This is a genomic window from Acinetobacter corruptisaponis, from assembly GCF_030053775.1.
In the GTDB taxonomy this organism is placed as follows: Bacteria; Pseudomonadota; Gammaproteobacteria; order Pseudomonadales; family Moraxellaceae; genus Acinetobacter; species Acinetobacter corruptisaponis.
Window position 1 is genome coordinate 2,277,445 of record NZ_CP125669.1, and the last position, 12,248, is coordinate 2,289,692.

A 12,248-nucleotide genomic window follows, 5' to 3' on the forward strand; every position below is an offset into this window, starting at 1 on the left:
ATGCAACAATGGGCCAGATTTGCAATTCTTGGAGCCATGTTTGTTACCGCATATTTGCTTATTTTGGCTTGGCAAAAAGACTATGGTCATGCTGCACCAGCACCGCAACAACCAGCGGCGCTGGTCAGTGCGCATGATGTGTCAGCAGATTTGCCAAATGCTCAAAATGCAACTGCGGCTTCAGACCTGCCACAAGCAAATGTGACTGCATCACAAACCACAGAACATAGTTCTGTGAGTCAGCAACTGATTTCAGTTCAAACAGATCTTTATCATCTTTGGATCAACCCAAAAGGTGGTGATATCGTTCGTGTTGAACTGTTAAGCCATGATGAAAGCAAGGATAGTGAAAAACCGTTCGTTATGCTGGAAAGTGACGCGAAACGTACTTATGTCGCTCAATCGGGTTTAATTGGTTTAAATGGACCAGATAGCAGCCGTAGCGGACGCCCAATGTATGATGTTGAAAAAACAGCGTATACCTTGGCTGATGCAAAAAGTGTCGTGTCCAAGGATGGCAAGACCCATCAGGTGTTGACGGTGCCATTGGTCTTTAAAACACCAGAAGGTGTGGAAGTGATCAAGTCGTTCACCTTCACACAGGGTGATTATCCAATTACGGTAAAACATCAGGTCATTAACCGTAGCCAGCAAAACTGGCAAGGCCAAATGTTTGGTCAGTTAAAGCGTGACAATTCTGATGATCCAGGTAAATCCTCTCAGGGTATCTTCACCTTGGGAACTTATCTTGGCGGTGCCTGGGGTACACCAAATGAGCATTACAACAAGTTAAAATTCAGTAATTTTAATGATGAAAAACTGAATGTTGAGGCCAAGGGTGGCTGGGTTGCCATGGTTCAGCACTACTTTGTCAGTGCCTGGATTCCTGGAAACCTAAAACTGACCCAGGCCGATGGTCAGCCATACAACGCTAAGCTGGAGTCACGCCAGTCAGCTGATGGCATGAATATCATGGGCTTCACCTCTCCAGTGATCAATGTACCTGCGGGTACCTCAATGGAAGTGGATGCGAAACTGTATTCTGGTCCAAAAATTCAGTCTGAACTTAAGGATTTGGCGGATGGTTTAAACCAGACTGTTGATTATGGCTGGTTATGGCCAATTGCTAAATTATTGTTCTTGGGCTTACAGTTCTTCCATAACATCATCGGTAACTGGGGCTGGTCAATTATTTTGTTGACGATCTTGGTGAAATTGATTTTATGGCCACTTTCTTCAAAAAGTTATCGTTCGATGGCGAAAATGCGTGTGATTGCACCAGAAATGCAACGCATGAAAGAAGAATTTGGTGAAGACCGCATGCGTTTCTCTCAGGAAATGATGGCGCTCTACAAGCGTGAACAGGTTAACCCTCTGTCTGGTTGCTTGCCATTGCTATTGCAAATGCCAATTTTCCTGGCCCTGTACTGGGTATTGATGGAATCGGTTGAACTGCGTCATGCACCTTGGTTAGGCTGGATTCAAGACTTATCAGCAATGGATCCATGGTTTATCTTGCCGTTGATCATGGGTGTGACCATGTTCGTTCAGCAAATGTTGAACCCACAACCAACTGATCCAATGCAGGCAAAAGTGTTCCGTATCATGCCAATCATGTTTACGGTATTCATGTTGTTCTTCCCTGCGGGCTTGGTGCTTTACTGGATCGTCAACAACAGTATTACCATTTTGCAACAATGGTTTATTAACAAAGGTGTCGAAAAAGACCGTCTCAACAAGGTTGAATCGAGTTCTTAAGTTCGAACTTTTACTGAATAAATCCGCTTAAGATGGTAATCTTAGGCGGATTTTTCTTTGTCTGTATTTCAGGTTTGAATCAAGCAAACCTTTCATTTTTTAGGTGAATTCAACATGCAACATCAAACCACAATTGCTGCGATTGCTACCCCATTAGGTCGTGGTGGTGTGGGGGTGATTCGGCTCTCTGGGCCGAAAGCCTATGCGATTGCCGAGCAACTGACTCAAAAAAGTCTGCCTGCGGCTCGAATGGCTGGATTTCGTCAGTTTTGTGATGCCGATGGCTCGGTGATGGATGAAGGCATTGTATTGTGCTTTCCGAACCCACATTCCTTTACGGGTGAAGATGTTGTGGAGTTGCAGGGACATGGCGGCCCAGTCATTCAGAATGCCCTGTTGGCACGTTTACTTGATTTGGGTGCGACAGCAGCAAAGGCAGGCGAGTTCTCCATGCGTGCCTTTGAAAATGGCAAAATGGATCTGGTGCAGGCGGAAGCGATTGCTGACTTGATTGATGCCACCTCACAGGCCGCAGCCCGTTCAGCAGTTCGTTCATTGCAGGGTGCTTTTTCAACCAAAATTAATACCGTTTTAGAAAAGCTGATTCACTTGCGTTTGCATGTTGAAGCTGCAATTGATTTTCCAGAAGAAGAAATTGATTTCCTTGCTGACGGTAAGATTTTGGCTTTGTTGGATGATGTGCAGGACTCGGTCAAGGCAGTGCAGCAATCCGCACGCCAGGGACAGCTATTACGTGAGGGTTTGCAGGTGGTGATCGCAGGTAAGCCAAATGCGGGTAAATCCAGCCTGTTAAACGCGTTGGCGGGGCATGAGCGTGCCATTGTCACTGATATTGCGGGAACCACCCGTGATGTGTTGCATGAAAAGATTAGCCTCAATGGCTTGCCGATTACCCTAACTGATACCGCAGGCTTGCGTGAAACGGGCGATATTGTGGAACAGGAAGGGATTCGTCGTGCGATCAAGGAAATTGAACAGGCGGATTTATTGCTGTTGGTGTATGACTTGAACCAAGCTGATGAACCGTTACAGCTTGCACATGAATATTTTGCTGATCATCTTGAACCAAAGCGTTTACTGCTGATTGGCAATAAATGTGATTTAACAGGTCAGCAGGCGGAAATGACAGATTATCAGGGTTTTCGTCACATCAGCGTTTCAGCCAAGCAAGATAGGGGCGTTCATGCGCTTATAGATGCGATTACAGCGCATGCGGGCTTCCAGCCTGAGGAAGACACCTTTATTGCCAGAACACGTCATTTAGACGCAATGAAGCGCACCCAGCGTTATCTATCAGAAGCTCGTGAGCAGTTGGTGGTATTTAATGCGGGTGAGCTGGTGGCAGAGTCACTGCGCTTGGCACAGAATGCCTTGGGAGAAATCACGGGTGACTTTAGTGCCGATGATCTTTTGGGTAAGATTTTTGGTTCATTCTGTATTGGAAAGTAATTTAAACCTATATTTTTATTCATTTGGCAATTAAAGCTGTTCTAGGTATTAAGCTATATCGACTTAATAGTTTTATATATTTTTTTATTTAAACATACTTTAGTTGATATATAATTTATTCGATTTCATCACTGTAGAATAACATTTTGTTAATCTATTAAAAATTTAGAAGTTTATTATTAAAGAATATTATGTCATATCTACTAAATAGCCTTGCTTTTGTTGTGATTGGTGGAGTGTTGATGAATTCCTCGTATGCAATCACAGAAGTGTATAAATGTAGGGAAAATGGCTCAATCATATATCAATCAAAGCCTTGCCAGGGTACGGGGCAAACAGTGGCGGATAAATTACAACAGGAACAGCAGGCAAAAGAGAAGAGAATCGCTGAACTGCGTGAAAAAGAAGATAGATTACAGGAGCAGTTAAAACAGCAACCAAATAAAGACATGACTCTCATTAAAAAGATGAAGCACTTTAAAAATAAGATTTCTCGTTCGTGGGAAAATTTTAAAGATAGATTTACGGTTGATTCCTGAAAATATATGAATCTATATAAATAAGACCTATAATCACATGATGGGTATTAAATAACGATTATTATTTTTTATAATATAGCCAGAATTAACAATGAACAGCTTAGATAAATCATGCTTATCTAAGCTGTTTTATTTTTAAGGCTCTGGTTGTTCAGTTTCTTCTTTCACCATATTCAGGGGTGTCATGACAACTGAGGTTTCTGGGCGATTGCCTTTTAACTTAATCTGTAAACGCAATTCATTCACGGAATCGGCATTGCGCAATGCCTCATCGTAGCTGATATCTCCCTCATTGTATAAATCAAACAGCGCCTGATCGAATGTTTGCATACCCAGTTCGCGGGATTTGGTCATAATCTCTTTCAAGTTATGGAAGTGGCCTTTGAGTATATTTTCGGCAATCAAGGGGGTGTTGAGTAGAATTTCTACCGCTGCACGGCGGCCTTTACCATCCTGGGTGCGTACCAAACGCTGGGAAATAATAGCTTTCATGTTGGATGATAAATCCATCAGCAGTTGGTTGCGGCGTTCTTCAGGGAAGAAGTTGATAATACGGTCAAGGGCCTGGTTGGCATTGTTGGCATGTAGCGTGCCTAGGCAGAGATGCCCTGTTTCGGCAAAGGCAATCGCATGCTCCATGGTTTCGGTATCACGGATTTCACCAATCAGGATCACGTCAGGCGCCTGACGGAGGGTATTTTTCAAGGCATGGTGCCAGGTGTGGCAGTCAACCCCAACTTCACGGTGGGTCACCATCGATTTTTTATGCTTGTGCACATATTCCACTGGGTCTTCAACGGTAATGATATGCCCTGCCGAGTTTTCGTTACGATGGTCAATCATTGCAGCCAAGGAAGTTGATTTTCCTGAGCCTGTACTTCCCACCACCAAGACCAGACCACGTTTTTCCAGCATGACATTTTTAAGGGATTCTGGAAGTTTCAGCTTTTGAAACGTTGGAATTTCGGAAGTGATGGTTCGAATCACCATCCCTGTCTGGAGTTGCTGCTTAAACACATTGACACGGAAGCGTGAAACGTTGGGAACATTGATGGCAAAATTACATTCCCATTCATTTTCAAATTCCTGCCGCTGCTTTTCATTCATCAGACTATAGGCAAACAACCTGGTTTTTTCCGCTGTTAATGCCTGCTGTCCCAAGGGGCGCATCAGGCCCTGCAATTTAATGCTTGGGGGAAAATCCGCCGTAATGAATAAATCCGATCCTCCATACTCCACCACCTTGGTGAGCATGTGAAACATAAAGGTTTTGGCTTCTTCTAGTAGTTCCGCGTTGTACATCGCTATACCTAAACTGGATAAAATTTAAAATAATCAGGTGATCTGGGCTTGAATCTCATTTGTCCGAAAAACATCTCCCTGTTTCTCTAAAATGAGATTCCTTGAAAATAGGTTTTATCAAAACGAATTTTAAGCATCATTGTGAGTCTGGATATGACGCAATGATCGGTTGTGGCGGAATTATTCCAAAATTTAATGCGATGATCCACCTTATTCTGGTTTTATATTTATCTGTCAAAATGGTGTGATATTTATTGTCAGTTTATTACCAAACTGGAGATGGAAGAAGAAAGTTATTTGAGCCTCAACAAAAACGTTTCACGTGGAACATAAAAAATTTCGGCGGTATGAATTGATCAGGTATTTTTGATTATTTCACTGAAACACAAAAAATTATAAGAAATTTTGCAGTTCAGTACTCCATAAAGTATCAATTTTTCTCCAGCAATTATCATTGTCTTGATTTCCTAAAATTGTCTTAATGATGATTGCTATACATATGTTCCGTATTTGTGGTGAATGAATCGCTTTCTATATATCACCTTTAAGGTTTGGCAAAGCAAGATTGCCCTCCCCATTCACTACATCTTTAATTTGAACTGAGCAATGTCTGGCAGAGGAATACGTTGAAGGAATAAAGGATTTTTATCATGGATGAGCTTTCCCCAGTTGTGGTGGAGGAGCCAGATTTTCATCACCGAAAAAAAGTCGCATGGCTGGTTTTTGGGATTTTATTGATCGGTTTGCTGGTGGGTCTGGGCTATTACATGCTGGTGTATCGCTATTACCAGAGCACGGATAATGCCTATGTCAAGGCTGACCTAACCTGGATTGTGCCTCGTGTCTCAGGTGCCGTGACCGAATTACAGGTGAAAGATAATCAAACCGTGAAACAGGGTCAGTTGCTGGCGGTGCTGGACAATCGGGATTTGCAGGCCCGTTATGAGCAGTCACAGGCGATGGTTGCGGCTAAACAAGCCAGTTTTGCGGTACAGAACCAGAATGAAAAAGCGGCAGAGGCAGGTGTTTTTCAGGCCCAGTCTTCAGTTGATGCTGCTCAGGCCAGCATTACTCAGGCGCAGTCATCTGTGGAAACCAGCAAGGCTGAACTGGATCGGTTACAGGCTGAGCATGTCCGTTATCAGCAGTTATTGAATGATAGAGTAATTACCCAACAAAAATTTGAATCTATTCGTGCCCAGTATCTAAGTGCACAGGCAAATTACCAAAATGCCCTAGCTGCGGTTCAGTCGGCAAAGGCGCAATATCAGCATGCAGTGGCTGTGGTTTACGCATCACAGGCACAGACTGAAAGTGTCAAGGCTGCCCGTATGCAGATGCAGGCCGACCTGAACAGTGCCAAAGCTTCAGCAAAATTTAACCAGATTGATGTGAGTTCTTCACAGGTGGTCGCCCCAGTTTCTGGAAAAGTCGGCAACATTGCAGTACGTCTCGGTTCGCGTGTCTCACCACAGACCCGTTTAATGGCAATTATTCCAGACCACAGCGTCTATGTGGAAGCCAACTTTAAGGAGACCCAGATTGAGAAAATGCGGATTGGGCAGCGGGTAGAATTGACGCTGGACGCTTATCCGAGCCTGACTTTTCAGGGCAAGATTGAAAGCTTTGCCCCTGCTTCGGGCGCCACCTTTTCCATGATGCCACCTGACAATGCCACAGGAAATTTCAACAAGGTGGTACAGCGCATTCCTGTGCGCATTGCGATTCAGCCTCATCCGCAACTGGATTTGGTCAAGCCAGGTTTGTCTGTACTGGCAACCGTCGACCTTAGAAGCTAAATGGGCTGAAACAGGAAGAACAGGATGGCTGCACAGGACTGGAAATTTTCTCCCAAAACCGCATGGATCATTTTCACTGCCATGATTTTTGGCAATTTTATGGCGATTCTGGATATCCAGATTGTAGCCAGTTCGCTGAATGAAATTCAGGCAGGGATGAGTGCCAGTCGCTATGAAGTGACTTGGGTACAAACGACTTACCTAATTGCGGAAATTATTGCCATTCCCATGTCCAGTATTGTGGCACGGATTTTATCAACTCGTGTTTATTACACCCTGTGTGCGGTCGGTTTTACCCTCAGTTCGCTATTGTGCGCACTGGCGTGGAATCTGGAAAGTTTACTGGTGTTTCGGGCCATTCAGGGCTTTACAGGTGGTGGCATGATTCCCACCTCCATGACCGCCTTATACCTGTTGTTTCCAGATCATAAACGGGCGATTCCATTAGTGCTGTTTGGCATGGTCAGTACCCTTGGTCCTGCCATTGGCCCGACCATTGGAGGTTATCTGACCACGCATTTTTCATGGCACTGGATGTTCCTGATCAACATCATTCCAGGCATCTTGATTGCCACCATTGTGTATAGCAATCAGGCAATTGATCAGCCAAAACATAGTCTGATCAAGCAACTGGACTGGTTGAGTTTGATCGGTATGGCGATGTTTCTGGGTGGACTGGAATATTTTCTGGATGAGGGCGCTCGCCATGACTGGTTTGCCGATGTAGCGGTACGGACGGCATTTATTACCTGTATTACAGGTGCAATGATTTTCTTTTACCGTAGTTTTACCTCGCCGAATCCCCTGCTGGATTTGAGTGTCTTTAAAAATAAGAACTTTACCCTAAGTGCCATCATCACCTTTGTGATTGGCATGGCTTTGTATGGTCTGGGCTATATGATCCCTGTATTTCTGGGACAGGTTCGGGAAATGAACAGTAGCCAGATCGGTCACATCATGATGGTGACGGGCATTGTCATGTTCTGTTTTGCCCCACTTTTGGCTTGGCTGATTCCGAATTTTGATACCCGTAAAACGGTGTTTGTCGGCATGTTGTTGGCCACTTTTGGGGTGTGGCTGAATGCACATTTAACCATTCACAGTGACTACGACTTTATGTTCTGGCCGCAGGTGTATCGGGGTATTGGCCTGATGATTTGCCTGATTGTGGTGTCACATCTGGCAATGGGCACCCTGCCCATGCATAAGATTGCCGATGCCAGCGGGATTTATAACGTGATGCGCAACATTGGTGGTGCGGTTGGGCTGGCGTTGATTAACTCGTCACTGGACTGGCTGACCGCATGGCATGTCACTGAACTAAATAGTGCGCTTACGCCTGCCAATGCTGTGTTTATGGAACGTCTGGATCAACTGACTGCGCAATATGCCGAACTGGGCGAACAGGCGCAACAACTGGCGATCAGTAGCATTTATCGGGATGTGCACTATCAGGCGTTGACCGCCAGTTTTAATGACCTGTTAAAGCTATTGTCGCTGCTGATGTTAGGTGCTGCGCTATTAACACTATGGATGGATCGCTCACGCAAAATGTCAATTTAATGGATTGAAATTAAAAAGATTAAATCAGTTTGTACTTATCAGACTGATTGAACAGGTGAAATGTAAATTATTTTAGGGATGAAATGTCATGGTGATGAAGTTAGTTAAGGCGAAAATGAAAAAGCCACAGGTGAAGCAGGAACCTTTTGGAAAATATCTGGAACGTCGCAAAATTAGTATGCAGCAACTCCAAGAAATGTATGCAATTTATGCGCAATATTATGACAATACCAATTTTCCGCTATTTTTAGATGACTTTAGTAATAAGCATGGGGCGATCCTGATTTTTCATCCTAAGACTGAGCAAATCGTGGGTTTTTCTACCATGGCGATTCACCAATTTGAATTTGGGCATCAGCGTTATACGTTCCTGTTTAGTGGTGATACCGTAGTGAAACGTGAATTCTGGGGCAACCGTGCCTTGCAGGCGACCTTTGTTAAGCTAGTGATGCGTCTCCGCTTTCAGTATCCACGTGATGAGTTTTACTGGCTGCTGATTTCTAAAGGCTATAAAACCTATTTGCTCATGGCAAATAATTACTATGTGTATTATCCAAATGTTGAGGGTAAGCATCAGCAGCTTGCGCCTGTACTGGAATATTACTGCAAGAAGTTTTTCCCTAAATATTATAATGAAATGAGTCATTTGCTGAATTTTGGTGAGGACTACCAACCGCTTAAAGGTGAGGTGGCACCGATTACTGCCAAAATGCGTCTGGATAATCCGAAGATTGATTATTTTGCCAAAATGAATCCAACTTGGGAGCAAGGGACAGAGTTGCCTTGTATAGGCTATCTGGGCTGGGGTGACATTATGCGTTATCCATTGCGCTTTTTTAGTAAGCCGATCAGCAAGGGAAAACTAGAGGCAAGGTTGTGCAATAAACAGGGTGGATGCTGATGGCGATTGCATGGTTGAGTTCAACCGCACACCTGATATTGCAATGGTTTTGCCGTGGTGCAGACCAGCGTTTTAAGCGGCAGAATATGCAGCTTGAAGCGGTGCAGCGTCAACGGCTGGCACAGGTATTGGCACAGTCCAGTCTGGCAAAACAGCATGGCATCACTGATTATGAGGGATTTTGTCGGCAATTCCAGCCAACACGCTATGCTGACTGGAAAGCACAAATCCAGCAATGGCGGACACAAAAACAACCCTTATCCGCCAGCAAACTGGTGCGTTATCAACCGACCAGCGGTTCCAGTGAACAGATCAAGTTTATTCCCTATACGCAGGCTTTTTTGGATGAGCTGGATCATGCGATTGCGCCGTGGCTGTCAAGTATGTATCGGCGATGTCCGCAACTGGCACAGGGCAAGCATTACTGGTCGGTGTCATGGCTGCCTGAAAGCCAGCGAGAAATCTTAAAGGATGACAACCTGAATGATGACAGCGCATTATTGGGCATTGGCAAACGGATTTTAGCCAAGTTTACGCAGGCAGTGCCGAGTGAAATTGCCTTTGCTGCGCATGCTGAGGATGCCATGTTTGCCACCCTCTGTTATCTGGTGGCAGAGCGGAATTTAAGCATGATTTCCGTGTGGAGTCCGACCTTTGCCCTGCAATTACTCGATCAACTTCAACAGTATGCGGAAGAAATTGCGCAGGTGCTGGCACATGGACAATGGGGAGGGCGTCAGGCGTCATTACAGGCAGTTAAGGCACCTTATGCGCCACAACGTGCCAAAATGTTACAGCAATGGCAGCAGGCTGGCGCAACCGATATTGCCCAGTTATGGGAAAAGCTGAGTTTTGTGTCCAGTTGGGATACTGCGGGTTCCAAAAAATGGGCGCAACATTTACAGAATGCCCTGCCCTTTGCCCAGTTTGAAAGTAAAGGTTTATGGGCGACTGAGGGAGTGGTGACCATTCCCTATGAGGGTAAATATCCGCTGGCTTATCACAGCCATTTTTATGAGTTTGAATACCTGACAGGTGAAAAAGTCGGGCAGATTATTCCCTCATGGCAGTTGCAAATTGGGGATGTAGTCAGTCCGATTTTAAGCAGTGGCAATGGATTATTGCGTTACTGTCTGGATGATTGCCTGAAAGTGACGGGATTTTTTGGACAAGTGCCCTGTTTTGAATTTCAGGGAAGACGTTTTGGCGTGGACTTGGTGGGTGAAAAGCTGTCACCTGAAATTGCGCAACAAGTGATTGCCATGTTTGCTGAAAAACAGCTACAGGCGATTTCATTGTTGGCGGTTGAAACCGAACAACCTGCCAAGCCCTTTTATTGTGCCTTGATTGAAGGACAATTTAACCCAACTCAAATGGCGCAATTTGCTGCACAGCTTGATCTGGTGTTACGACAAAATTTTCACTATGAACTGGCACGGGATTTAGGACAGCTCGTCCCGCCACAATGTTGTGAGGCCGACAATGGCTGGGAAGCCTACAAACAGTTGGTGATGCGGGATGGCATGATTGAGGGCAATATCAAGCCAGAGCCATTAAAAAAAGTCAGTTTTGCCAGCCTCCAGCGTTTTCAGGCAACTAAAAATGGTGAGGTAGTTGAATGATTAAACTCAAGCTGCTATTTTTAATGGGCAGTTTAAGCATTGCGCCTACAGGTTTTGCCCTGACACTGGATCAGGCCATTGGTGCATGAAAGCCAGTTAAAGCTGAGTCAGTTGAATTTGGCACAGGGTCAGGCCATGTTGCAACAGGCCAAACAGCAATATGGCCTTAACGTCAATCTGGTGGGACAGTATGGCCATGAAAAAGTGGTGACACCGCAAGGTGTGTATGTGCCGACCGAGGGTTCCAGAAATTTTCATGGTGCAGAGCTGCAATTTGACTATCCACTGTATACCTTTGGCCGTTACCGTACAGGCATCAATGCTGCCAAGATGCAACTGGCAGCTCGTGGACAGGCTGTGTCTGGTCAAAGTGCTGACACGATTCTACAAACGGTAAAAGTCTATTGTAATGTACTGAAACAGCAGGCTTTGCTGGACTTGAAAATCCAGATGCGTGCCAATTTAAAGCAGTCCTTATATGAAGCGGAACGACGTTTTAAGGTCGGCATGATTACCCGTGCCGATCTGGCGCAGGTACAGGCGCAGTATGCGCAAGGCATTGCTGATGTAGTCAGCGTACAGTCCAACCTTAAAATAGCGCAGACCCAGTTTAATCTGGTGACGGGTCAAGTGGCACAAGACTTAAAACAAATTGCCAACTTACCCACGATTCCAGCCAATGTTGAAACCGCTTTGGGGCAATTAGAGCAACATCCCCTGTTACGACAGGCGCAGTATGAACAACAGGCCGCACAGCAACAGTATCATCTTAGCAAGCTGGAACTTAAGCCGATGTTGATGTTGAATAGCCGAGCAGGTGTACAGGATCAGCTTGAAACCCCAAACAGCAAAAGTGAAAATTACTCGGTCAGTGCGCAACTGAAAATTCCACTGTTTGATGATGGGTTAAATCGCGCCAATCGCTTAAAAGCGTTAACGGATGTTGATCTGGCAAAGCAAAAGGCACAAACCCTGAAACAAAATTTGCAGCAGGACATTCAGACCAGCTATGCCCAGCTTGAAGCTATCCGACAAAATAGGCTGGCGCTTCATGAAGCAGTTCAGTCTGCCACAGTGGCCTTGCAATACATCAAAAAAGAACAGGAAGTTGGTACTAAGACCACCTTTGATGAACTCACCGCAGAACAAACCCTATTCGATATGCAGACCCAGCAAGTCCTGAATGATCAGGATGAGGTGGTGTTGGTTTATCAATTGCTGGATCAGATGGGAGGGCTGAACGCTGTAAATAACAGCAAATGATTTGCTGATAGCCACCTATGTTTAAAGGAGT

At 45.0% G+C, this 12,248-nt stretch carries 9 protein-coding genes; 8 read left to right on the forward strand and 1 reads right to left on the reverse strand.

Annotated elements, in window-relative coordinates; translation table 11 throughout:
* The 3 genes from yidC to QLH32_RS10845 all read left to right on the forward strand — a co-directional run bounded on the left by yidC (window position 1) and on the right by QLH32_RS10845 (window position 3,767).
* Entirely contained in the window at window positions 1–1,758 is a 1,758-nt protein-coding gene (gene yidC, locus QLH32_RS10835) for a membrane protein insertase YidC (protein WP_283266233.1), read from the forward strand.
* Between the two features lie 114 nt (window positions 1,759–1,872).
* A complete protein-coding gene (gene mnmE / locus QLH32_RS10840) occupies window positions 1,873–3,228 on the forward strand; it encodes a tRNA uridine-5-carboxymethylaminomethyl(34) synthesis GTPase MnmE (protein WP_283266234.1) in 1,356 nt (451 codons plus the stop codon).
* Window positions 3,229–3,419: 191 nt separating this feature from the next.
* The gene (locus QLH32_RS10845) at window positions 3,420–3,767 is read left to right on the forward strand and encodes a hypothetical protein (RefSeq protein WP_283266235.1); all 348 of its coding nucleotides are present in this window, start codon (window positions 3,420–3,422) and stop codon (window positions 3,765–3,767) included.
* Between the two features lie 135 nt (window positions 3,768–3,902).
* Here the strand turns inward: QLH32_RS10845 and QLH32_RS10850 are convergent, their stop codons facing one another.
* Window positions 3,903–5,069 (reverse strand): PilT/PilU family type 4a pilus ATPase, encoded by a 1,167-nt coding sequence (locus QLH32_RS10850; protein ID WP_283266236.1) that lies wholly within the window; start codon window positions 5,067–5,069, stop codon window positions 3,903–3,905.
* 650 nt (window positions 5,070–5,719) lie between these two features.
* Here QLH32_RS10850 and QLH32_RS10855 point away from each other — a divergent pair.
* The 5 genes from QLH32_RS10855 to QLH32_RS10875 all read left to right on the forward strand — a co-directional run bounded on the left by QLH32_RS10855 (window position 5,720) and on the right by QLH32_RS10875 (window position 12,217).
* On the forward strand, window positions 5,720–6,868 hold the full coding sequence (locus tag QLH32_RS10855; protein WP_283266237.1) for an HlyD family secretion protein: 1,149 nt from the start codon (window positions 5,720–5,722) through the stop codon (window positions 6,866–6,868).
* Window positions 6,869–6,892: 24 nt separating this feature from the next.
* The gene (locus QLH32_RS10860) at window positions 6,893–8,431 is read left to right on the forward strand and encodes a DHA2 family efflux MFS transporter permease subunit (RefSeq protein ID WP_283266238.1); all 1,539 of its coding nucleotides are present in this window, start codon (window positions 6,893–6,895) and stop codon (window positions 8,429–8,431) included.
* Between the two features lie 94 nt (window positions 8,432–8,525).
* Window positions 8,526–9,332 carry a hypothetical protein gene (locus QLH32_RS10865; protein WP_279960820.1) on the forward strand — a complete coding sequence of 269 codons (807 nt, stop codon included), beginning with the start codon at window positions 8,526–8,528 and terminating at the stop codon, window positions 9,330–9,332.
* A complete protein-coding gene (locus QLH32_RS10870; protein WP_283266239.1) occupies window positions 9,326–10,954 on the forward strand; it encodes a GH3 family acyl-acid amido synthetase in 1,629 nt (542 codons plus the stop codon). Before QLH32_RS10865 ends, QLH32_RS10870 begins: the two co-directional genes overlap by 7 nt.
* 81 nt (window positions 10,955–11,035) lie before the next feature.
* Window positions 11,036–12,217, forward strand: coding sequence for a TolC family protein (locus QLH32_RS10875; RefSeq protein ID WP_283269327.1), 1,182 nt, complete (start codon window positions 11,036–11,038; stop codon window positions 12,215–12,217).
* Window positions 12,218–12,248 lie beyond the last annotated feature (31 nt).

Excerpts from the sequence above, each read along its gene's own strand:
- QLH32_RS10845 (WP_283266235.1), top strand. The coding sequence starts at position 3,420 with ATGTCATATCTACTAAATAGCCTTGCTTTTGTTGTGATTGGTGGAGTG.
- QLH32_RS10850 (WP_283266236.1), bottom strand. The coding sequence starts at position 5,069 with ATGTACAACGCGGAACTACTAGAAGAAGCCAAAACCTTTATGTTTCAC.
- QLH32_RS10860 (WP_283266238.1), top strand. The coding sequence starts at position 6,893 with ATGGCTGCACAGGACTGGAAATTTTCTCCCAAAACCGCATGGATCATT.
- QLH32_RS10865 (WP_279960820.1), top strand. The coding sequence starts at position 8,526 with ATGAAGTTAGTTAAGGCGAAAATGAAAAAGCCACAGGTGAAGCAGGAA.
- mnmE (WP_283266234.1), top strand. The coding sequence starts at position 1,873 with ATGCAACATCAAACCACAATTGCTGCGATTGCTACCCCATTAGGTCGT.
- QLH32_RS10870 (WP_283266239.1), top strand. The coding sequence starts at position 9,326 with ATGCTGATGGCGATTGCATGGTTGAGTTCAACCGCACACCTGATATTG.
- QLH32_RS10855 (WP_283266237.1), top strand. The coding sequence starts at position 5,720 with ATGGATGAGCTTTCCCCAGTTGTGGTGGAGGAGCCAGATTTTCATCAC.
- yidC (WP_283266233.1), top strand. The coding sequence starts at position 1 with ATGCAACAATGGGCCAGATTTGCAATTCTTGGAGCCATGTTTGTTACC.